Origin of the sequence: Clostridium sp. LY3-2, from assembly GCF_024705715.1 — a bacterium.
Taxonomy (GTDB): domain Bacteria; phylum Bacillota; class Clostridia; order Clostridiales; family Clostridiaceae; genus Clostridium.
The window spans coordinates 12,477-34,316 of record NZ_JAMDLQ010000006.1; the positions used below are offsets into that span (position 1 = coordinate 12,477).

Genomic DNA, 21,840 nt, shown 5'->3' on the forward strand with positions numbered 1-21,840 from the left:
CCCTTACCCCCTCTTTACTCTGAATTGTGATGGTTTAGTTAAAAATCCTGCATTTACAGCGCTATTCATTAAGAATTTAGTTACTACTAATGCTGTAAATAAACTTACAACTATACCAATTAATAAAGTAATTGCGAATCCTTTAACTGCACCTGATCCGAAGAAGTATAATACTAACGCTGCTATAATAGTTGTAATGTTTGAGTCAACTATTGAAGACATCGCATTTTCAAAACCTCTTTTAATTGCAGCTTTAACAGATACACCTTTTTTAAGTTCTTCTCTTATCCTTTCAAATATAAGTACGTTAGCATCGACTGCCATACCTATAGTAAGTAAGAATCCTGCAATTCCAGGTAAAGTAAGAGTTGCACCTATTTCAACGTAGATTAATAAAACTAATACTACATATAAAGTTAACGCTATACTTGCTATAACTCCAGGTCCTCTATAATAAAGAATCATAAATACGAAGATTAAACAAACACCTATAGCCCCTGCTTTCATAGCATTAGGAAGTGCTGAAGCACCAAGTTGCGCTCCTACTGTTTCTGTACTTAAAGCCTTAATAGTAACAGGTAATGCACCTGAATTAATTAAACTTGATAAGTTTTTAGCTTCTTCTATATCTTTGCTTCCTGTAATTACTGCTTCTCCGTTAGTTATTTGAGATTGTACTACCGGGTTTGTAAGCATCTCATCATCCATGTATATTGAGATTGATTGTCCCATATACTTTTTAGTTGCTTCAGCGAACTTTTTAGTTCCCTCTTCGTTTAATTTTAAAGATACTACAGGTTTGTTTGATTGATTATCAATAACTGCTGACGCTTCTTTGATATCTTTACCTGTAAGTATTACATCGCCATTAGGTGATTTAAATGTAAGGTTTCCTGTTTTACTTAGTGTGTCGACTATCTTTTGAGAGTTAAATTCTCCTGGAATATCAACCCTTATTCTATCGCTTCCTTCTGTAGTAACTACAGTTTCAGCAACACCGATTTTGTTAACCCTAAGTTCTATAAGATTTTTAGTTTTCTCTAAGTCGTCTTGACTTACGTCTTTATCAGTTATTCCTAAAAGAACTGAAACTCCACCTTGAAGGTCTAGTCCTTTAGTAATAGCGTCTTCGAATGGTTTGACCTCCCATCCGCCTATTTTTGCTCCTCTGAAACCAATAAACGCTAAAGCGAATATAATAACAGTGCAAAAAATAAAGATAAATCTGCTTTTTCCTTTTGAGTTCATCTCTCTCCCCCTCTATGTTAGAAATTTAAGAACATATAATTCCTGAATTTTATTATTCGACTAAACATTCCAGATTATACATTATGTAACTTTTAAGTCACCTTTACATTTATTGGCATTTTGTAATATAGCTACTATATTATATCATAATAGGCTATACTATTAAACATTTTAAAAGGTATTATCATTTTTTATTAATATATATTACTCCTTTTATTTTTTTAGTTTTAAGCACATTAAAAAACACTTCTTATCAAATTAAAAATATAAATTACATTTTTAATGATAAAGACTAAAAAAAGGATTAAATGAAACCATTTAATCCTTAATAATTACTTATTTTCTTCTTTATAAGTTTTGCTAGCTATTGAATTTTTAACGAATTTTATCTTTGTTCTATCTGAGCTAGTTTCTAAAGTGATGTGTTCATCGTCCATAGCAACTATCTTACCAACAACTCCGCCTCTTGTCATAACTTCGTCGTTAACTTTTAATTCGCCCATCATTTTTTCGTATTGTTTTTTTCTTTTCTTTTCTGGCATTAATATCATAAAATAGAATAAACCAAAAATTAATACTAATGGTAATAATTGAACTAATATATTCATTTTTTATCTTCCTTTCGGTTTAGTTTGTGAATCCCATATTATAGTAATTCACTACTTTTCTAAGGAGTAGTGTACAACTATTTTCAGATATTGTCAACTTACTTAATTATTCCCCAATCTTTAAGTTTTTGATCCTTAAATTCGTAGAATCTATCTTCGTCTATAGCTTCTCTTATCTCTTCCATTAATTTGTTATAGAAATAAAGGTTATGCAGTACACAAAGTCTCATTGCAAGCATTTCTTTTGCCTTAAATAAATGTCTTACGTAAGCTCTAGTGTAATGCTTACACGCAGGACATTCACAACCTTCATCCATAGGTCTAGTATCTAATTCGAATTTAGCGTTATTCATATTTAATTTTCCAGTCTTTGTGAAAACTTGACCGTGTCTTCCGTTTCTAGCCGGAAGTACGCAATCGAAGAAATCAACTCCTCTAGCTACAGCTTCAAGGATGTTTTCTGGAGTTCCAACTCCCATTAGATAGATTGGTTTATCTTGTGGAAGGTGAGGAACAACTGTATCTATTATATCGTACATTTCAGCGTGAGTTTCCCCTACTGCGAGTCCTCCGATAGCGTAACCGTCTAAATCCATCTTAGTTATAGTTTTAGCGTGTTCTACTCTTATATCTTTAAATGTTGCACCTTGGTTTATACCAAATAACATTTGTTCTTTATTTATAGTATCTTCTAAAGTATTTAATCTATCCATCTCATTTTTACATCTTTGAAGCCATCTTGTAGTTCTCTCTACTGACTTTTCAACATACTCTCTAGATGATGGTATTGGAATACATTCATCAAAAGCCATAGCTATAGTTGATGCTAGGTTGCTTTGAATTTGCATACTTTCTTCAGGTCCCATAAAAATCTTTCTTCCATCTAAATGTGATCTAAAGTATACTCCCTCTTCTTTTATCTTTCTCATTCCAGCTAGTGAGAATACTTGGAATCCTCCTGAATCTGTAAGTATTGGTCTATCCCAATTCATAAATTTATGTAATCCTCCAAGTTCTTTTACAACCTTATCTCCAGGTCTTAAGTGAAGGTGGTATGTATTAGATAATTCTACTTGGCAAGAAATATCTTTAAGGTCCATACTTGAAACTGCACCTTTAATAACTCCTATAGTTCCTACATTCATAAAAACTGGTGTCTCTACTGTTCCGTGAGGTGTTTTAAATCTACCTCTTCTAGCTTTCCCGTCTTTTTTTAATAACGTATATCTTTCGCTCAAAAGTTTCACTCCTTAATTTTTCAAAAGTTATTTAATAAACATTGAATCTCCAAATGAGAAGAATCTGTATTTTTCTTTAACTGCTTCGTTATAAGCATTTAAAACATGCTCTTTTCCAGCTAGTGTTGAAACTAACATTATAAGTGTTGATTCTGGAAGGTGGAAGTTAGTTATAAGATTATTTACAACTTTAAACTTGTATCCTGGATATATAAATATATCAGTCCAACCGCTTTCTTCTCTTACCATTCCATTTTCATCACCTATAGTCTCTAAAGTTCTAGTTGATGTAGTTCCAACAGCTATTACTCTGTTACCTAGTTTTTTAGTTTCGTTTATAACATCTGCTGTTTCTTTTGATAATTCATAATACTCTGAATGCATTATATGTTCATCAATAGTTTTAGCACTAACAGGTCTAAAAGTTCCAAGACCTACGTGTAAGGTTAAGTATACTACATTTACGCCTTTATTTTTTATCTTTTCTAATAAATCTTCTGTAAAGTGAAGCCCTGCTGTAGGTGCAGCTGCCGAACCTTTTTCCTTTGAATAAACTGTTTGATACCTTTCGCTATCTTCAAGTCTTTCGTGGATATATGGAGGAAGTGGCATTTCTCCTAAAGAATCTAAAACCTCTTCAAATATTCCATCGTATTCAAATTCTATAATTCTGTTTCCAGTATCTAAAACTTCTATTACTTCACATTTTAACTGACCGTCTCCAAAAGTAAACCTTCTTCCAACTCTTGCAGTTTTACCAGGCTTTGCTAAGCACTCCCACTTATCGCCTTCTAGTCTTTTTAAAAGTAAAAATTCAATTTTCCCACCAGTGTTTTCTTTAGAACCTATAAGCCTAGCTGGCATAACTCTAGTATTATTTAAAACTAAAGTGTCACCTTCTTTTAGATATTCTACTATATCTTTAAAATGCTTATGTTCTATTTCTCCTGTTTCTTTATCAAGCACCATCATTCTTGAAGAATCTCTTTTTTCAAGAGGGTGTTGTGCTATTAATTCTTCTGGTAAGTAAAAATCAAAATCGCTTACGTTCATCTTTATCGTCTCCTTATTTTATGTTTCAAAAAAACTCTTTTGTTTAGATCTTTTATTTTCGTTAGGCTCATAAGGTCTATTTAAATGTTTATACGCCTTTTCAGTTGCAACTCTTCCTCTAGGAGTTCTTATAATGAACCCTTTTTGAAGAAGATACGGCTCATAAACATCTTCTATAGTTCCAAGTTCTTCTCCTACAAAGTAAGATAAAGTCTCTATCCCTACAGGACCACCTTTAAAATTATCTACTATAGATTCTAGTATCTTTCTATCTACTCTATCAAAACCTTGACTATCTACTTCTAGTAGTTCTAAAGCTTCCCTAGCTTCTTTATAGCTAATTAAATTATCAGATTTAACTTCTGAATAATCCCTTACTCTTTTTAAAAGTCTGTTTGCAATTCTCGGAGTTCCTCTAGATCTTCTTGCAAGTTCTATTGCACCTTCTTCTGTTATAGAACAACCTAAGACTAATGCACTTCTAACTATTATATCTTTTAACTGTTCTTCTGTGTAATACTCCATAGCACAAAGAACTCCAAACCTATCTCTTAAAGGAGAAGTTAACATCCCAACTCTAGTAGTTGCCCCTATAAGAGTAAATTTAGGTAAATCTAATCTTATAGATTTAGCTTGAGCTCCTTTTCCTATAACTATATCTAATACGTAATCTTCCATAGCAGGATATAATATCTCTTCAACGCTTCTATTTAATCTATGGATTTCATCTATAAATAAAACATCGTTATCTTGAAGAGTAGTTAAGATAGCCGCTAAATCACCAGCTCTTTCTATAGCAGGCCCTGATGTAACTTTTAAGTTTCCTCCCATTTCAGTTGCAATAATGTTTGCAAGAGTTGTTTTACCTAATCCTGGAGGACCGTATAAAAGCACATGATCTAAAGCTTCTCTTCTGTTTTGAGCTGCTCTTATAAAGATATTTAATCTTTCTTTTACTTTATCTTGACCTATATACTCATTAATCTTTTGAGGTCTTAAACTTAATTCCCCTAATTCATCATTAAGTGCATCTGGTGTTATTACTCTTTCCATCATTACCACCTAACCCATTAAAACTTTTAAAGATTCCTTAATCATAACTTCTATGCTATTACTCTTATCTATATTTTTAAGAGCTAAGTTCGCTTCTTTTTCAGTATAACCTAATGCAAGTAGCGCTCCTAAAACTTCTGCAGTTTTTGAAATAATAGAATCATCGCCGTCTAGTGATGCCATTATCTCTTCTTCGCTCATACTATCTATTAATTCATCTGGTTTAAGTTTATCTTTTAATTCTAGTATTATTCTTCCTGCAGTTTTCTTTCCAATACCTGGTGCTCTACAGATGTGCTTTTCGTCGCCCATCATAATTGCATATTTTAAGTTATTTATTCTACTTATAGATAATAATGATAATGCAGCTTTAGCTCCAACTCCGTTTATACCTAAAAGCATATTAAACATTTGAAGTTCTTCACGAGTTGCAAAACCGTAAAGCCCTACAAAATCTTGCCTTACTATCTGTTCTAAAAACAGCATAACTTCATCACCGATTTTCGGTAAGTCAGCTATAGTAGTTCCTGATGTGAAAATTTTATATCCTATACCGTTATTTTCTATTATTATATAATCTTTTATTAATCCAACATATTTACCTTTAATATATTCGTACATTTTATTTCCCTCCCCCACTAAAAGTGAAAGTATGTTCTCATTTAGCCTATCTATTACTTTACCATTTTAATTAAAATCTTTCAATAAATCTAATTAGAATTTAGGATAAAATTAAAAGGAAGAGCTAAATCTAGCCCTTCCCTTAATAAAAGAAAATATGTTTATAATTATTTTTTAAAACTTAACTCCAAACTCAGATAGTTTTCTTTCTATTTCGTTCATATCAGGAGAACTAAAATAATTAAACTGTTCTAAGTTTTCTCTATCTACCTTAGGTAAAATACTCACAGGGTAATCGTAAGCTTTTACTAAATTTAAACTTCCTTTATCATCTGTTTTAAATAAAGCTATACACTCGTTTGAAACTCCAAGGTAAAACACATTTTTTTCTAAAGATGCTTCCTTAGATCTTTTAAAAGTATAAGACGTTTCATCTTTTTTACTTAATGTGTAACCGTCTTTTTTAAGAATCTCTTTTAAAACTCCTTCTGTAATAACTTTACCGCCTTCTTTTTTACTTATTTCAGTAATAGTAGTTTGACTATCCTTATTCTCTTCTGTATATAAAAAGACTCTTAAATCGTCTTTTAAAGCTTTTTCTCCATCATTATATACAGCTTGCTCTTTACTATCTGTATTATTTAATAAAGTATCTGACATATAAATATAAGAACAAATAAATAATACCGAAAGGGAAGCTATAGTATAAAAGGCTATCTTCTTTTTCTTACTCATTTTCATCACTCCTTATTTAGAGTATTGACAAATTTTAGTAAGCTATACATTTATTTTAATATTTTGCTAAATAGTCTTTTTATCTTCTTTTCTAATTACTGCTATTCCTAAATAAGAGAATACTATAGATACTAAAGGATTAATTAAATTTAAAAGTGCAAATGGTGCGTAAGAAAGTGCTGAAACTCCAAGAACCCCAGAAACGAAAGCACCTGCTGTACTCCAAGGAACTAAAGCACCAGTTAAGGTACCCCCTTCTTCTAAATATCTACTTAACATAGACGGGTCTAAATTTCTTTCTTCAAATTCTTTTTTATAGATGCTTCCATTTAAAATTATTGAAAGGTATATTTCTCCCATAACTATATTACTAAAAATACAGCTTCCTATAACTAACACACTTAAGCTTCCTATACTTTTAACCTTTACTAAAATACCTTTAATAATTACATTTAAAAATCCAAATCCTTCAAGCAAAGCCCCAAGACTTAGTGCTATAAATGAAAGGGAAAAGGTCCACATCATACTTTGTATTCCACCTCTATTTAAAAGTGTATCAACAAACTCTACTCCAGTATGTCCTACATACCCTGTATTTAAAACATTTAAAGCTTCACCTAAATTATTTCCTTGAAATAAAACTGAAAATACTACTCCAAAAACAGTTCCAATCCCTAGTGCAATTATAGAATTAACTTTTTTAATACTTAAAAATAAAACTACTACAATAGGAAGAAGCATAAATAAATTAATATTAAAAGTCTTATCTAAAGTATCTAAAATAGTATTAACCATATTAGAATCAATAGCTTCGCTACCTGAATACTTAAATCCTATAATAGTATATAAAACAAGCGAAATTATGTAAGCTGGAACTGTAGTATAAAGCATTGATTTAATATGCCTATAAAGGCTTGTTCCAGCTGAAACTGCCGCAAGATTTGTAGTATCTGAAAGGGGAGATAATTTATCTCCAAAAAACGCTCCAGATACAACCATCCCAGCTACTATAGGTGCTGGAATCCCAAGGCTTATTCCCATAGCCATAAAAGCAACTCCAACCGTTCCGCTAGTTCCCCAAGACGTACCTGTTGCAAGAGATGTCATACTACAAACTATAAGCCCTATAGGTAAAAACCATTTAACGTTTATAAGTTTAAGCCCATAATAAACTATGCTTGGAACTACTCCTCCGCTTACAAAGCTTCCTATTAAAGTTCCTATAAGTAAAAATATAATAAGTGCTGGAAAGGCTCTATCTATTCCTTTTCTCATCTCGACTAAAACTTCTTCAAATTCATATCCCATTCTCAAAATCAGAAAAATAGTAAACGCAAGTCCTATTAGTAAAAGGATCTGTATATCTACTTTAAAATATATTCCAACAGTAAGAATAAGGACTAATGAAATTAAAAGAATAAAAGCTATACTCTTTTTTGGTAATTCTCTTTCAATCATATAATCCTCCAATTCATTAATTATCCATATTTATTAATAATAATTATTTATAATTAATGATATACTATCTATCCTTCATCTGCAACACTCCAAATTATATTATAGGTTTTTGGGAATGATATATATAAGAAAGATTTATTAATAGTTGACAATTCCGATAGGAATTATTATAATTAACTAAAATTAACGAGAGATGAGGGAAAGAAATGAAGAAACGACTTACTATTTTATTATTATTCATATTTATTCTTGGGACGGCTTTAGTTGGCTGCAGTAGCAATTCTTCTAACGTAAACATGGATAATAACAAAAAGACTATAACAATCGGTACGTCTGGTACATACTATCCTTTCACTTATTCAAACAACGGTACTCTTGAAGGGTTTGAGATTGATACTTGGAATGAAATAGGTAAAAGATTAGGTTACAATATAGAGTTTAAAGCTGCTTCTTTTAGCGGATTATTCGGTATGCTTGAAAGTGATAAAATAAATTCTATAGCAAACCAAATTACTCTAACTGACGAAAGACGAGATAAATATTATTTTACAGAACCAACTGTCTATAGCGGTGCTCAAATAATAGTAAAAAACGGAAACAACTCTATTAAAACCTTTGAAGACCTTAAAGGTAAAAAGGTTGGAGTTGACCTTGGACGTAATTACGAGCAAATAGTTAAATCTAAAGATACAAACGGTGATATAAAAGTTCTTACTTACCAAAACACAGATGCTGCCTTTAACGAGCTTTTACTTGGAAGAATCGATGCAGTTGTAATAGATAAGGTATCAGCACTAGCTACTATAAAAGAAAAAGGCTTAGATTTAGCCTTAGCTGTAAGTCCTATAGATAAAATTGAAAACGCATATCCATTTATTAAAACAGACCAAAACAAAGAACTTATCGATAATATAAACAAAACTATTAACGACATGAAAAAAGATGGCACTTTAGGTTCTATCTCAAACAAATGGCTTGGAATGGACGTTTCATCTCCAAACATAGATAACTCTAAAAACGAAGTTTTAGATACTAAAGCTTCTAATGGTTATTTTGACTTTATGTATGCTAAAAGTTTAATCCCTCTACTAATAGGAGCCGCTAAAACTACTCTATTCCTTTCAGTTTTAGGAATGGCTTTAGGGCTTATCGTAGGCTTAGCTTTAGCTTTCATAAGATTATTTAAAATTCCTGTCCTTAAATGGATAGCAGAAGTATACATATCATTCTTTAGAGGAACACCTCTTTTAGTTCAGTTATTTTTACTTTACTTTGGTATTCCACAAATAATACCAGCACTTAAAGATATGAGTGCAATAACTGCAACTATAATAGGACTTGGGCTTAACGCTTCAGCCTATATAGCTGAAATACTTCGTTCTTCTATCAGTGCTATAAACAAAGGTCAGATGGAAGCTTGCCTTTCAGTAGGTATGACTAGGTTCGAAGGGCTTAAAAGAATTATCCTTCCTCAAGCTTTTAGAATTGCAGTTCCACCTCTTGGAAATATTTTTGTAGACACTATAAAAGGGTCTTCCCTAGCTTTCACTTTAGGTGTTATAGAACTTCTTGCAAAAGCTCAGATGGCTGCTGCATCAAGCTATAAATTCTTTGAAAGCTACATTATAGTAGCTATTATGTATTGGATTATAATTTCATTTTTCAATTTCCTTCAAAGGATCTTAGAAAAGAAATTATCAGTTTATTAAGGGGGCTAAATTTATGATAAAGGTTACTAATTTAAAAAAGAATTTTAAAGATAACGAAGTTTTAAAAGGAATTGATTTAGATATAAAAAAAGGCGAAGTAGTTGTAATTTTAGGTCCTTCTGGTTCTGGTAAGTCAACTCTTTTAAGATGCTTAAACTACCTTGAAACTCCAACTAACGGAGAAATTCAAATAAGCGATTTAAAAGTAGATGCTAAAAATATAAAGAAAAAAGATATCTACAACCTAAGAAAAGAATCTGCTATGGTATTTCAGCACTACAACCTTTTTAACAACAAAACAGTTTTAGAAAACGTACGTGAAGCACTTTTAGTTGTTAAAAAACTTTCTTTTGATGAAGCTACTAAGATATCAAAAGAAGCTTTAACTAAAGTAGGTATGATTGAAAAGTCTGACTTTTACCCAAGTACTCTTTCAGGAGGTCAAATGCAAAGGGTAAGCATAGCACGTGCTATAGCACTAAACCCTAACGTAATACTTTTTGACGAACCTACTTCAGCTCTAGACCCAGAACTTGTAGGCGAAGTACTTTCAGTTATAAAAGATTTAGCTAAAGAACACAGAACTATGATAATAGTAACTCACGAAATGAGCTTTGCAAAAGACGTAGCTGATAGAATAATCTTTATGGCTGACGGTAATATAATAGAAGAAGGAACTCCTTTAGAAATTTTTGAATCTCCTAAAGAAGAAAGAACTAAACAATTCTTAAAAAGATTAAAATCCGAATAAATAAAAAAGTCTTATCAAAATTTTTGATAAGACTTTTTTATATTAAGCTTCTTTTTTATCTTTTTTAATATTTAAAGTTAATGTTAAAAGAATTAAAGCAAAAATTGCACCTATTATAATAAATATAAATGCACCGTTCCATCCAAAGTTATCTGAAATAACTCCAAGAACTATATCTGCTAAAGTTTCCCCGATTAAATAACCACATAACCCAGAAAACCCTACTGCTGTACCTACTGCAAAATTTGGAACAACATCTATTAAACTCATTCCTATAAGTAGCTGCGGACCGTAGATAAAGCAACCTATACATCCTACCGCTATCATAGTAACTATGTAATTGTTTGTTTGCCAGTATGCTATAGTTGCAATGATTACTCCAACCATACACATAATGCTAAGTGGTGCTCTTCTTCCTTTAAATACTACATCTGAAATCCAACCTAAAAGAATAGAACCTGGTATTGCTATAAACTCAAATATTGCCATAGCATGTCCAGCTGTAGCTAAAGAAAAGCCTTTTTCTTGCTGTAAATATATTGGAATCCAGTTTACTATACCTTGTCTTATTAAATAAACAAAGACATTTGCTAAACATAAATACCAAACATACTTATTATTTAAAACATATTTAAATATAATCTCTTTACCTGTAAGTTTGTTTTCATCTACAGTTTCTTCAACCTTTGCTGAATCACCGTAATCATTTCTATATTCTTCTATAGGTGGTAACCCTACTGAAGCTGGAGTATCTACTCCTATCCATAAGACAAATATTGTTATTAAGATACATATAAATGCTGGAATAAAGAAAATACTAGATGAATTAGCTTGACCAAATAAAGCAAAACTTGCTGCAAATACTCCAAGAGGTGCTATAAGTCCTCCTCCAATATTATGTGAAGTATTCCAAACTCCCATTTTTAGTCCCCTCTCATTTTGCGAGAACCATTTTCCTATGACTATTGAACAAGGCGGCGCCCCCATCGCTTGAACAAAACCATTTAAAATCATTAGAACTAAAAATACTGGAACCGTTTTTGCAAATCCCATAAAAATACTAAGTATAGCTGACGCTAAAAGCCCTATACCTATAAAGTATTTAACGTTAGATCTATCAGCTAAGTTTCCTAGTATGAACTTACTTAACCCGTAAGTTATTGCCATACCTGCGCTGATAAAACCGATATCTGTGTTGCTAAAATCATAGTTTTTTGATAATAATGATGATGCAACTGCAAAGTTTTTTCTAACTAAATAATAGCCTGCATATCCTATGAAGATCATTAGGAATACTCTTATTCTGTATATTTTGTAAGCACTTGCTATCTTACTTTCTGGAAGTCTTGCTACCTCTTTTGCTGGTTTGAATATGCCTATCATTTTACCCCTCCGTATAAAATTTTATTGTTAATGTTTTCATAAAAGCGCAAAATTTTTTGATATTTTTTTAACACTTTTTGAAAACCATTAAAATTATATACTTAAAACTTTGTAAAAATAAACACTTTCTGACTCAATTTTATCTTTTATTAAATTTATTCACTCTTTGTTAAATTTTTATTTCTATATTTTTCACAACTTAATAAAAATACATATAAATAATTACGTAATCCTAAATTTAAAATAGAGACGGGAGTTTTTCCGCCTCTATTTTAGCCTTATTATTCTTTTTCTTCTAAGGCTCTTAACTTTCTTTCAATTTTTCTAATCATCCTAAAATTTTGCATTCCCCTATTTGTTAAAGCTGCTTTTCTAGCTTCAAGTTCTAATCTGCTTTTCATAAACCTATCCCCTTTACAATATTATTTATTAAGTTCCTTATATAATATTCAGGTAAGATTTAATTTATTACAGCTAGATATTACTACAAATATCTCTTTCATCTAAAAGCCTAGTTATAGTTCCTCTAGAAGAGTTTTGACATTCACGAACTATATCTAATAGATTAGATGTTAAGCATTGATTTTGCTGTACATATGCACATAATATATTTTCATTATTACGTATTATTGCATTTTGAAGACATTGCTCCCTTTGAAACGAACCTATTATATAAAGTAAAAGAAGCCACTGATACCCCATATTAGATTGCATTATTTTATCTGTACAGCAATAATCTTCTGTGCATTCACAAGAAGATCCGCAATTGTTAAAACATCCAAAGTTACAATCACAACACCTATTTTTATGTTTCTTTCTCCCCATTTTTATTACCTCTTAAATAATTTCACATTATATTCTATTCATTGATCAGTATAGTGTTAATAAAAAAATATAGAGAGATATTAAACTTTAAAGTTTAATATCTCTCTATATTGATTAAAATTACTCTATTACTCTTTTTAAAACTTTACTTAAAGGTTTATACAGGAAAAGAGTTGCAACTACTGTACAAATCATATTTCCAATAGAAACTTGAAATCCTAATAAAAGCGTAACTAAAAGTTCTTTTCCTTTTAGACCTGCTGTTAAAAAGTATGGGATTTGAATTAAACTTCCAAGTGAAAATGAAAGTATAGCTCCAACTAAGGCGTAAACATATTCTGACTTAGTTATCTTTTTTAGTAAGCTATAAATTAATATAAACTGTGGAAATATCACTAAGTACATAACACTCCAAGGTGCTATTCCTTTAGTTAGCATTACTAAAATACAAAATATAACTGTAGATACGTATGCAAGTTTTCTATCTAAAGTCGTTCCGTATAATAATACTATAAAGCTTACAAGTTCAAAGTAAGTTATAAATGATCCCATAAAATATATTATATATAAAATAGCAGCAAGTAACGCACCTTGCGTTATCTTTCTAGCATTCATTACATTTCGTTTGTGAATTCAAATGTTACGCTATCACCAGTTTGAAGGTTTATGCTATCAACTCCTGGTGCTTCGCCACGCTTGTAATTTAAATTTCCCTTAGGTGATTTATATGAATACATCCACCAAGGACCTTTTTTCATATCTTTAGTTTCTATACCTTTAATTCCTAAAATAAATGTTCCAAATTGACCTTTATCTAATTTAGTTTCTAAAGTTTTAGAATTTTCACTTAAAAATTCTCCAAGTGTTTTAGCGTTAGTTTTAAACTCTTCGCTATCTACTAATACTGTATCATTTGACTTATCTATAACTGTTACAGTTATCTTTTTATCTCCTGTAGTTCCGTTACCTGTCGTCTTATCTTTTATAAATTTGTAACCGAAAACACCTAAAGCTAAGATTAAAACTACGATTAAGATTTTAATTAATAATGACTTTTTCATTTGTTACTTCCTTTCTTTAATACGATTTAGAAATAAATATTTTTTCTTCTATATTATTTCTTCTATTTATCTCTAGAGAAAGAACAAATAGTATGTTAGTTATTAAGTTGCTAAAATCTAAAAGTATTTCTGGAACTAAAAGACCAGAATTTTTAATTTTATAAAGATTTCTGCATACCTTTTTTGCTTCTCCTCTAGCTACATGATATTCACAAGCTAAAGGGTGCCCTGTAGGATATACAAAAGAGCTTATTCTGTCTTTATTTAAATCTCTATATTTGTTTAATATATCTAACCCTTCTTCTATATCTTTTTCAGTTATAGCAATTTTTCCTCTTAAAGATCCGTTTAAATGTAAAACTCTATCCATAAGCCAAAAAGTTTCTTCTTCTAAAGGTGTGTTTTTACTAAGTATTCTTCCTAAAAAAGAACTTAATGAATCTGTTAAAACTTCGTGGTCTACATAACCAAAATCTTCGTTTAAAAAAGGATAAGATATTAAATCGATATTTTTACCCATAATGCCTCCTTATGCAGTGAAATTCACTAAACATTATAAATTATATATTAGTTAGCTGCAAATAGCATACAGGTAGAAATTTTTATTTATATAGAACTAGCTAACTTTAAAAGCTCTTCTTTAGTATATTCATCACAAAATGCACCTTTTAAACTATTTAGGTATATTTTTTTATAATCTTCTAAATTTAATACATGATTTTTATTAATTTCTTCACACTCTTCTGTTAAAGTAACATCTGAAACTGTTCTATTATCAGTACTTACATTTACTAATAGTGAGTCTTCTAAAAACTTTTTAACCGGGTGATTTTTATAATCTGTAACAGCCTTAGTTTGAACGTTACTCGTAGGGCACATCTCTAAAACTATATTATTTTCTTTTACTAAGTTATATATATCAGAATCATTTTCTATCGCTACAGCGTGTCCTATTCTCTCTGCCCCTAAAAGCTCTATTGCTTCTTTAACGTTAATTGCGTGTCCTGTTTCACCAGCGTGAATAGTAACTTTATATCCTAAGCTTCTTCCATAATCAAAAGCTCTCTTAAACTTTTTGCAAAAGTTTAATTCTTCCCCTCCTGCTAAATCTATAGCAACTACGCCTTTTCCTATAAATTCCTTTCCTCCATCTAAAACTTCGTAGATAGTGTCTTCTTCCATATGTCTTAAAAGACTTAAGATTAAATTACTCTTTACTCCATACTCTTTTTCACCTCTTTTTAATCCTTTTAAAACACTAGCTATTATTTCATCCACCTTTAATCCTTTTTCTTTATGGAAAAGAGGTGCAAATCTTACTTCTATATATTTAACATTTTCTTTATTTACATCTTCTATTAGTTCAAAAGCTATTCTTTCTAAGTTTTTCTTAGTTTGCATAACTTTAAGTGGTAAATCGAATCTTTCAAGATAAACATTAAGAGACGGGCAAGTCTTTGGAACTACTAATCTTTCTTTCATTTCTTTAAAGCCTTTTATCTCTTCATTTAATCCTTCTTCTTTTAAAAGCTCAATAACCGTTTCTACTCTTAAACATCCATCTAAATGACAGTGTAATTCGATCTTTGGTAAATTTTTATACATATTATTTCCTCCCTTTATTATTTTCTCCGAATGGAATTTTTGTATAAAAAAAATTCCTGATAACGAAGAAAATGCTTAAATCATCTTCTTCGTAATCAAGAATTATTGGTTCTTGGTAGAAACTCCCTAACCGTATCATAGGGATTATACGAATTTGCTATCTCGCAATTTTTAAATTAAATTTATTCTACCACAAAATTTTTTCCTGTCAATAATAAATTTTTAGCTTAAACTTTAAGATTTTTTCTTTCCTTATTTTTTCCAAGTTTTCTAGATTCTTTAGAATAGCCTATCTCGTTTGCTGTTTCTAATTTCATTTCGTGTAATTCTTTTTTAGTTTTTTGACTAGATTTTTTATTATCTTTACTGTTTTTGTTATTCTTATGAGACATAATATCACTCCTTAATTAAAGAAATCTAACTATATTATCTCTCTAAACTTTTTACTATATACGAGTAAAAAAGTGGCTTTTATTTTATAAAAATTACTTTTTTATTTTTCTACGTTATACCTTAAAACTGTCTTTAATTTATCTTTAGATACCTTTCTTGCATCTGATAAATAAATTTCTCTGTGAACTAAAGTTTTTAATCTTAGATTATTTTCTTTTATAAATTCTTTCATTTTTTTGAAGCTTTTTGCTTCCTCATCATAAGACCCTATATGCAAAATTTGAACTGAAAGCCCCTCTTCTATTTCAGTGAATGAAACCTCATCTAAAAGTTTTATTTTCTTTTTTTCTTTAACCTTTTCTCTTAAGGAATTAAATATTTTTTCATCTACAAAGTCAGGCTGTCTTATCATAAGAGTATAAATAAGTTCATCTTTATCTAACTCTTTCTTTTTTCTTCCCTCTTCTGAAAGGTCCCAAGTACCTTCTAAAGGGTAAACTGTATAATCAAAGTAACCATCTACAGTTACTCCACCTTTAGGCATCATTTTAATAGCGTAAGATAAAGAATATAATGCTTCTATTCTTTCTTTAAACTCTTCTGAATTAGGATTTCCAGATCCTTTAATTTGTAAAAACTTAAATTTAGGTACGTCTACTAACTTTGGATCTTCTTTTGGAATATATAAATCTTTTTCTTTTTTTCTCCACTCGTGCTTCAAATTTATCACCCTTTACTTATTTATTGCTTTATCAAAATTATATATTATATCATTAATATCCTCTAGTCCTAAAGATACCCTAACTAAAGTATCTTTTATTCCTAAAGCTTCCCTTTCATCTTTAGGGATAGCCGCATGACTCATCTTAACTGGATAAGAAACTATAGTTTCAACTCCCCCTAAGCTTACTGAAACTAAGACTCCTTTAATATTATTTAAAAAATCTATAGTATCTTCTTTATTTTTAAATTCAAAGGAAACTACAGCACCTCCGTTTTTTGACTGTGATTTATGAATTTCATATCCTTTATGGTCTTTAAGACCTGGATAATAAACTTTAGAAACTTTATCTAGTGTTTTAAGATATTTTGAAAGTTCTAAAGCGTTAGATGTAGCTTTATCTAGCCTTACCTTTAAAGTTTTTATTCCTCTTAAAAGTAAAAATGAATCATTTGGAGAAAGTATAGCACCGAAGGTATTTTGAACGTTGTATATTTCTTTTGCTAAATTTTCATCTCTTGTAGCTGCAACCCCTGCAATTATATCACTATGCCCTCCTAAAAACTTAGTAGCACTAGAAACTACTATATCTACTCCAAGTTCTAAAGGCCTTAAAAGGTAGGGAGACATAAATGTGTTATCTGCAATAGTTAGAAGTTTATTTCTTTTAGCTATCTTAACTACTTGTCTTATATCTGTTATTTTTAATAAAGGATTTGATGGAGTCTCTATATAAATCCCTTTAGTGTTCTTTTTTAATACATCTTTTATATTGCTTAAATTACTTAAATCTACAAAGGAAAACTCTATATTAAACCTACTAAAAAATTTAGTAATAGCCCTATAAGTTCCTCCGTAAACATCTCCCGATACTATAATGTGATCCCCTGCATTAAAGATACTTAAAACTGAACAAATAGCTGCCATTCCAGAGGAAAAAGCAAAAGCATACTTACCGTTTTCAATATCTTTTAAAACTTCTTCTAAAGCGCTTCTCGTTGGATTTTTTGACCTTGAATAATCGTATTCTCCAAAGTTTTCTATATCGAATTGATGAAAAGTAGATGTTTGATATATAGGAACATTTACAGCACCTGTACTTTTATCTATTAAATTTTCAGCATTAACTAATTTACTTTCAAAATTCATAAATCACACCTCTAAAACCTTTCTTAAATCTTCTTTTAAATCATTAATATTCTCTATTCCAACTGAAAGCCTAAGAAGTCTATTATCTATTCCTAACTTTTCTTTATAAAGACTTGGCATATCAGCATGAGTTTGAGTAAAGGGGTAGGTTATTAGACTTTCTGTCCCTCCTAAACTCTCTGCAAAAGAAATTACTTCAAGACCATTTAATATCTTTTCTACTAACTTTTCGTCTTTAACTTTAAAAGAAATCATAGCACCAGACCCTATGCTTTGCTTTTTATTAATCTCATAGCCTTTATTTTCTTTAAGTCCAACATAAAATACTTCTGAGACTGAATCGAATTCTTTTAGATAATTTGCAATTTCTAAGGCGTTTTTCTCGCATCTTTCCATCCTTATATGAAGAGTTTTTAAACTTCTTAAAAGAAGCCAAGAATCAAAAGGAGATAAAATACTTCCTGTTGCCATCTGAACTTTTCTAAATCTATCACTTAAAGATTCATCTTTAACTATAACGAGTCCTGCAAGTAAGTCGTTATGACCCCCTAAAAATTTAGTTCCACTATGAACTACAATATCAGCCCCTAAACTTAAAGGCTTTTGAAAATAAGGAGTTAAAAATGTATTATCAACTATTAAGATAAGTCCATTTTCTTTTGCTATTTCACTTATAGCTTTTATATCACTAACTCTCATTAAAGGGTTTGAAGGAGTTTCAACAAAAATCGCTTTTGTACTTTTTTTAATATATCTTCTTATTTCTTCTCTATCACTTGTATCTACAAAATCGCACTTTATACCAAAGCTTTTAAAAGTATCTTCAAAAAGCCTGTATGTACCTCCATATAAATCTTCTGAAACTATAAAGTGATCGCCGCTACTAAATGTACTTATGCAAGAAGCTATTGCAGATACCCCGCTTGAAAAAGCTAAAGCGTCACATCCCTCTTCTAAAAGTGCAATAGTTTTTTCAAGTTCCTCACGAGTTGGATTATTAGCTCTAGAATAATCATATCCTGTTGTCATATTTAGCCCTGGATGTTTAAAAGTTGCTGATTGATAAATAGGAAAACTCATAGCCCCAGTTCTACTATCGCCTAAGCTTGCACCTCTAACTAAAATCGTTTCAATATCTTTTTTTAAATTCATAAAACCACCCCAATCTTAAAAATAAAAAAATCACCTCTTAAAATAAAGAAGTGATTTAAACTCTAAAAAAATATTAATCAATCATTCTTATTTATCAAAAGCTACGCTTTTGCAGGATTTAGCACCACATAAACTAATTTATAGGTTGCCGGGATTCAACGGGCCAGTCCCTCCTCCACTCTTAATAAGATTTTTTATTTATTATATTCTATTATTATAATAATTGCAATATTATTCCAAATAAATTTTATATTTATTTCCAAGAATAAATCTTTTAAAATTGTATCGGTTCATTTGACAGTACTCCCCCTAAATCCTAATATAAATGTAATAGAAAAAAGGGGGAGTAATAATGAATAGTAAAACAAAAAGATTAATTCAATTAGCTTTATTTGCTGCACTTATTTATATCGGAACATCTCTTCATATTAAAATTCCAATAGGTGGCGGAACATCTATGGTTCACCTTGGAACTACTGTAATTTTTATAGTTGCTGTTTTAATAGGAAAAGATGCTTGGCTTCCTAGTGCTATAGGCTGTGCACTTATGGATTTATTAGATCCAGCCTTTGCCCTTTGGGTGATTCCGACTTTCATAATTAAAGGTTTAACAGGTTATACAGTAGGTAAAATTGCCTTTTTAAATGGAAAAGAAGGGACTAGCACTATTCAAAACACTATAGGTTTTGTATTTGGAGGTATAGTTTCTTTAACTGGCTATTTTTTAGTTAACTGGATTATCTTTAAAGGATGGCAAGGCGCTGTAGCTAGTTTATTAACTTCAATAACTACAACAGCTATCGGTTTAATTATTGCAATTCCTTTATCTATGGCTGTAAAATCTGCAGCAAAAAGATTTATTTATGTAACAAAATAAAAAAAAGAAGAGATTCTAACTTTAACTTAGATTCTCTTCCTTTTTTTCAATTCATTCCCCTTTTTCATTTTAAGTTACTCCTCAGCAGTATCTAAAATTTTATTTATTTCTTTTTCTTGCATTCTTTCTTCAATAACAAATGCTTCTCTAATACCATTTTTAACTGCAATTTTAATTACAAAGTATAAGGCTACTAATAATATTAAAAATTTCGCTATAGAAATCCATTCAAACATTCTATCCCTCCTTTCTATATAAATCCTTAATTAGATTCTTTTCATATTTTATAAAAATTCTATTCTTTATTATAAGTTTACCATAAATTTCAATTTATATACCTATTAAAAGTTATTTTAACCTACCTTTAGCATAGAAATAAAAAATAATATTTTAAAGAATCATTCCATATATATATTAATAATGTCTTAGGAGGAATATATGAAAATAGAGCTTAATGTACTTGGATTTATAAATAGCTCCTTCTCTTTGAAAAATAATGCATCCCTAAATAAGTACACCTCTAAAATTAAAATTGAACCTAACTATTTAAAAAGGTTAAAGGATTTTAAAAACTTTACACACCTAACTATCATTTATTATTTAGAGGAAAATTCATCTCTTGAAATTACATCTGTTGAACTTATAAATATCTCAGAAAATATACTTACTGTAAGAGGATTAAATAAATTAGACTTAGGAAAGGTAGTCGATATAAAGCCTTATCATAAAAGATTTGAAACTAAAGAAAAATCAAAAGCCCCTGAATGGATAGATAGAATTAATCGATATTATTTTTAAATACTCGTAAATATAAAAAAGCAGTATCAAAAAGATACTGCTTTAAAAATCCAAGCTTTTAATACAATCTGAAACTACAATTATTAAAGATAAAACTAGCACCGCCAGTCCAACTTCTTTTAATTTAACCTTATCTTTTTTGTATCCTAATACTACTAAGATAATACTAACTATAATTATAAGTATTTTAAATATATTCATCATAAGTATTCAATCCCCCTATAGGAATATATTAACATAACAACAACTAAAAACTTTTAACAATACTGTTAAATTATCTCTATTCCAGTAGTTTCTTCTGAAACTATATTAGCTTCAAGTTTTTTTACTATCTTGCCGCCAGTTGTCACAAATACATCGTTACTAACTATAGCATCCATAGCCCTATTAATATCTTCTTTAGTTAGGTCTACTTTAATTTCTCTAACCCTTAAATTAAATTTTTTTCCCGATTCGTTTTCAAATCCCATAACTAAAGTCTTTTCTCTCATATAATTTCTCCCCCTTTTAAATATATTTTTTTCTCTTACGCTTCTTGCTCTTCTAAAAGAACACTATCTTCTTCAACTGCAAGTTCTGATAACGGAAATGCTATTAAATTTGCAATCTCTGAAGCTACAGCATAAAGCCCTTCTTTAGTAGCTGAAAGGTTAAGATTACTAAATCTTTGAGATTTAATAATATCCTTCCCACTTTCATTTTGCCCCTTTAAATAAGAAACTTTTAAGTTTGCTCCATTAACTATTTTTGATACCATATCTATCAACTCCTTTCATCTACTAAATATGCAAAGATGTTAGTTAACTATAAAAAATGGTATAATTTTTATAAATAAAAAGAGAGTGGCAAAACGCCACTCTCTTTCTACTTACTAATAAAATTTTTCAAGGATTCTTCGCTTTTTATAATACTTTTTAAATCCTCTTTTATATCTTCTTTTTTGTAAGTTATTTTATCCTTACCATCAATATTAAAGTTTATTATAGAAACATTGTTAACTAAAGAAAAAATAATATATGCATCTTTTCTTAAAATATCGTCAAACCCTAGCTTTACCTTTTCACCTTCACCAAGGTCTACTTCTAAATACTTAAATTTCTTATAGCTTAAATTTAACTCATAAGGTTCATTCGTTGTTTGTAATTCTATTTTAGTATTATAACTACACCCTGGTAAATTATATACTATATTAGAAACTGCTGAATTATCCCCTATATAAGAATCTTTGTATTTAAGTAATTTATCAAAGTCTAGTTTTGTTTCTTTAATTTCATTTGAATCTGAATTCGTACCTGAATTTGTATCTGTGTTTGAATTACACCCAACCATACCAATAACTAAAATTAATCCTAAAAATAAGTTTAATAATTTTAAATACTTTCTATTCATTATTTCCCCCTAA

General features: G+C 29.8%; 27 protein-coding genes and 2 riboswitches. Of the genes, 4 read left to right on the forward strand and 23 right to left on the reverse strand.

Going from position 1 to position 21,840, the window contains the following annotated elements:
* Window positions 1-3: 3 nt before the first annotated feature.
* From secD to nhaC, 8 genes are all read right to left on the reverse strand, one after another.
* Entirely contained in the window at window positions 4-1,248 is a 1,245-nt protein-coding gene (gene secD / locus M4I33_RS00720; RefSeq protein WP_257914764.1) for a protein translocase subunit SecD, read from the reverse strand.
* Window positions 1,249-1,580: 332 nt separating this feature from the next.
* Window positions 1,581-1,856: a preprotein translocase subunit YajC gene (gene yajC / locus M4I33_RS00725; protein WP_257914766.1), complete on the reverse strand. Its 276-nt coding sequence runs from the start codon at window positions 1,854-1,856 to the stop codon at window positions 1,581-1,583.
* 98 nt (window positions 1,857-1,954) lie between these two features.
* Complete coding sequence (gene tgt, locus M4I33_RS00730; protein ID WP_257914768.1) at window positions 1,955-3,094, reverse strand: tRNA guanosine(34) transglycosylase Tgt; 1,140 nt, start codon at window positions 3,092-3,094, stop codon at window positions 1,955-1,957.
* A 27-nt stretch (window positions 3,095-3,121) separates the two neighbouring features.
* Window positions 3,122-4,147 (reverse strand): tRNA preQ1(34) S-adenosylmethionine ribosyltransferase-isomerase QueA, encoded by a 1,026-nt coding sequence (gene queA / locus M4I33_RS00735; protein ID WP_257914770.1) that lies wholly within the window; start codon window positions 4,145-4,147, stop codon window positions 3,122-3,124.
* A gap of 18 nt (window positions 4,148-4,165) precedes the next feature.
* Complete coding sequence (gene ruvB, locus M4I33_RS00740) at window positions 4,166-5,200, reverse strand: Holliday junction branch migration DNA helicase RuvB (protein WP_374707680.1); 1,035 nt, start codon at window positions 5,198-5,200, stop codon at window positions 4,166-4,168.
* A 9-nt stretch (window positions 5,201-5,209) separates the two neighbouring features.
* Complete coding sequence (gene ruvA / locus M4I33_RS00745; RefSeq protein WP_257914778.1) at window positions 5,210-5,821, reverse strand: Holliday junction branch migration protein RuvA; 612 nt, start codon at window positions 5,819-5,821, stop codon at window positions 5,210-5,212.
* 174 nt (window positions 5,822-5,995) lie between these two features.
* Window positions 5,996-6,556, reverse strand: coding sequence for a hypothetical protein (locus M4I33_RS00750; protein WP_257914780.1), 561 nt, complete (start codon window positions 6,554-6,556; stop codon window positions 5,996-5,998).
* A gap of 66 nt (window positions 6,557-6,622) precedes the next feature.
* Window positions 6,623-8,014 (reverse strand): Na+/H+ antiporter NhaC, encoded by a 1,392-nt coding sequence (gene nhaC, locus M4I33_RS00755; protein ID WP_257914781.1) that lies wholly within the window; start codon window positions 8,012-8,014, stop codon window positions 6,623-6,625.
* 206 nt (window positions 8,015-8,220) lie between these two features.
* On the opposite strand from nhaC, the gene M4I33_RS00760 reads away from it, so the two are divergent.
* Together M4I33_RS00760 and M4I33_RS00765 are read left to right on the forward strand one after the other, a co-directional pair.
* Window positions 8,221-9,723 (forward strand): ABC transporter permease subunit, encoded by a 1,503-nt coding sequence (locus M4I33_RS00760; RefSeq protein ID WP_257914783.1) that lies wholly within the window; start codon window positions 8,221-8,223, stop codon window positions 9,721-9,723.
* Window positions 9,724-9,736: 13 nt separating this feature from the next.
* On the forward strand, window positions 9,737-10,474 hold the full coding sequence (locus tag M4I33_RS00765) for an amino acid ABC transporter ATP-binding protein (protein WP_257914785.1): 738 nt from the start codon (window positions 9,737-9,739) through the stop codon (window positions 10,472-10,474).
* A 42-nt stretch (window positions 10,475-10,516) separates the two neighbouring features.
* On the opposite strand, the gene M4I33_RS00770 is transcribed toward M4I33_RS00765, so the two are convergent.
* From M4I33_RS00770 to M4I33_RS00815, 10 genes are all read right to left on the reverse strand, one after another.
* Window positions 10,517-11,857: an MFS transporter gene (locus tag M4I33_RS00770; RefSeq protein WP_257914787.1), complete on the reverse strand. Its 1,341-nt coding sequence runs from the start codon at window positions 11,855-11,857 to the stop codon at window positions 10,517-10,519.
* Between the two features lie 474 nt (window positions 11,858-12,331).
* The gene (locus M4I33_RS00775; RefSeq protein ID WP_257914789.1) at window positions 12,332-12,682 is read right to left on the reverse strand and encodes a hypothetical protein; all 351 of its coding nucleotides are present in this window, start codon (window positions 12,680-12,682) and stop codon (window positions 12,332-12,334) included.
* A 120-nt stretch (window positions 12,683-12,802) separates the two neighbouring features.
* Window positions 12,803-13,297, reverse strand: a complete 495-nt coding sequence (locus M4I33_RS00780) for a hypothetical protein (RefSeq protein WP_194190722.1) — start codon at window positions 13,295-13,297, stop codon at window positions 12,803-12,805.
* Window positions 13,297-13,743, reverse strand: coding sequence for a DUF4430 domain-containing protein (locus M4I33_RS00785; protein ID WP_257914792.1), 447 nt, complete (start codon window positions 13,741-13,743; stop codon window positions 13,297-13,299). The genes M4I33_RS00780 and M4I33_RS00785 overlap by 1 nt, the downstream gene beginning before the upstream one ends.
* A 16-nt stretch (window positions 13,744-13,759) precedes the next feature.
* Complete coding sequence (locus M4I33_RS00790; protein WP_257914793.1) at window positions 13,760-14,263, reverse strand: hypothetical protein; 504 nt, start codon at window positions 14,261-14,263, stop codon at window positions 13,760-13,762.
* Window positions 14,264-14,349: 86 nt separating this feature from the next.
* Window positions 14,350-15,348, reverse strand: a complete 999-nt coding sequence (gene add, locus M4I33_RS00795; protein ID WP_257914796.1) for an adenosine deaminase — start codon at window positions 15,346-15,348, stop codon at window positions 14,350-14,352.
* A 72-nt stretch (window positions 15,349-15,420) separates the two neighbouring features.
* A riboswitch (purine riboswitch) is annotated at window positions 15,421-15,520 on the reverse strand.
* A gap of 55 nt (window positions 15,521-15,575) precedes the next feature.
* Window positions 15,576-15,740: a small, acid-soluble spore protein, alpha/beta type gene (locus M4I33_RS00800; RefSeq protein WP_257914798.1), complete on the reverse strand. Its 165-nt coding sequence runs from the start codon at window positions 15,738-15,740 to the stop codon at window positions 15,576-15,578.
* A gap of 101 nt (window positions 15,741-15,841) precedes the next feature.
* Window positions 15,842-16,462: a GyrI-like domain-containing protein gene (locus M4I33_RS00805; RefSeq protein ID WP_257914800.1), complete on the reverse strand. Its 621-nt coding sequence runs from the start codon at window positions 16,460-16,462 to the stop codon at window positions 15,842-15,844.
* A gap of 12 nt (window positions 16,463-16,474) precedes the next feature.
* Window positions 16,475-17,611, reverse strand: coding sequence for a PLP-dependent aspartate aminotransferase family protein (locus M4I33_RS00810; protein ID WP_257914801.1), 1,137 nt, complete (start codon window positions 17,609-17,611; stop codon window positions 16,475-16,477).
* Window positions 17,612-17,614: 3 nt separating this feature from the next.
* Window positions 17,615-18,763 (reverse strand): PLP-dependent aspartate aminotransferase family protein, encoded by a 1,149-nt coding sequence (locus M4I33_RS00815; protein WP_257914803.1) that lies wholly within the window; start codon window positions 18,761-18,763, stop codon window positions 17,615-17,617.
* 84 nt (window positions 18,764-18,847) lie between these two features.
* A riboswitch (SAM riboswitch) is annotated at window positions 18,848-18,954 on the reverse strand.
* 161 nt (window positions 18,955-19,115) lie between these two features.
* On the opposite strand from M4I33_RS00815, the gene M4I33_RS00820 reads away from it, so the two are divergent.
* Window positions 19,116-19,640 (forward strand): ECF transporter S component, encoded by a 525-nt coding sequence (locus M4I33_RS00820; RefSeq protein ID WP_257914805.1) that lies wholly within the window; start codon window positions 19,116-19,118, stop codon window positions 19,638-19,640.
* A 74-nt stretch (window positions 19,641-19,714) separates the two neighbouring features.
* On the opposite strand, the gene M4I33_RS00825 is transcribed toward M4I33_RS00820, so the two are convergent.
* Complete coding sequence (locus M4I33_RS00825) at window positions 19,715-19,876, reverse strand: DUF6019 family protein (protein ID WP_257914807.1); 162 nt, start codon at window positions 19,874-19,876, stop codon at window positions 19,715-19,717.
* A 202-nt stretch (window positions 19,877-20,078) separates the two neighbouring features.
* Between M4I33_RS00825 and M4I33_RS00830 the strand changes: the two genes are divergently transcribed.
* The gene (locus tag M4I33_RS00830; RefSeq protein WP_257914808.1) at window positions 20,079-20,438 is read left to right on the forward strand and encodes a hypothetical protein; all 360 of its coding nucleotides are present in this window, start codon (window positions 20,079-20,081) and stop codon (window positions 20,436-20,438) included.
* A gap of 42 nt (window positions 20,439-20,480) precedes the next feature.
* Here M4I33_RS00830 and M4I33_RS00835 read toward each other — a convergent pair whose 3' ends face one another.
* From M4I33_RS00835 to M4I33_RS00850, 4 genes are all read right to left on the reverse strand, one after another.
* Window positions 20,481-20,642: a hypothetical protein gene (locus M4I33_RS00835; RefSeq protein WP_257914809.1), complete on the reverse strand. Its 162-nt coding sequence runs from the start codon at window positions 20,640-20,642 to the stop codon at window positions 20,481-20,483.
* Between the two features lie 65 nt (window positions 20,643-20,707).
* The gene (locus tag M4I33_RS00840; protein WP_194190734.1) at window positions 20,708-20,929 is read right to left on the reverse strand and encodes a DUF2922 domain-containing protein; all 222 of its coding nucleotides are present in this window, start codon (window positions 20,927-20,929) and stop codon (window positions 20,708-20,710) included.
* 35 nt (window positions 20,930-20,964) lie between these two features.
* Window positions 20,965-21,195, reverse strand: coding sequence for a DUF1659 domain-containing protein (locus tag M4I33_RS00845; protein WP_257914816.1), 231 nt, complete (start codon window positions 21,193-21,195; stop codon window positions 20,965-20,967).
* Window positions 21,196-21,302: 107 nt separating this feature from the next.
* The gene (locus tag M4I33_RS00850; protein WP_257914818.1) at window positions 21,303-21,827 is read right to left on the reverse strand and encodes a DUF4825 domain-containing protein; all 525 of its coding nucleotides are present in this window, start codon (window positions 21,825-21,827) and stop codon (window positions 21,303-21,305) included.
* Window positions 21,828-21,840 lie beyond the last annotated feature (13 nt).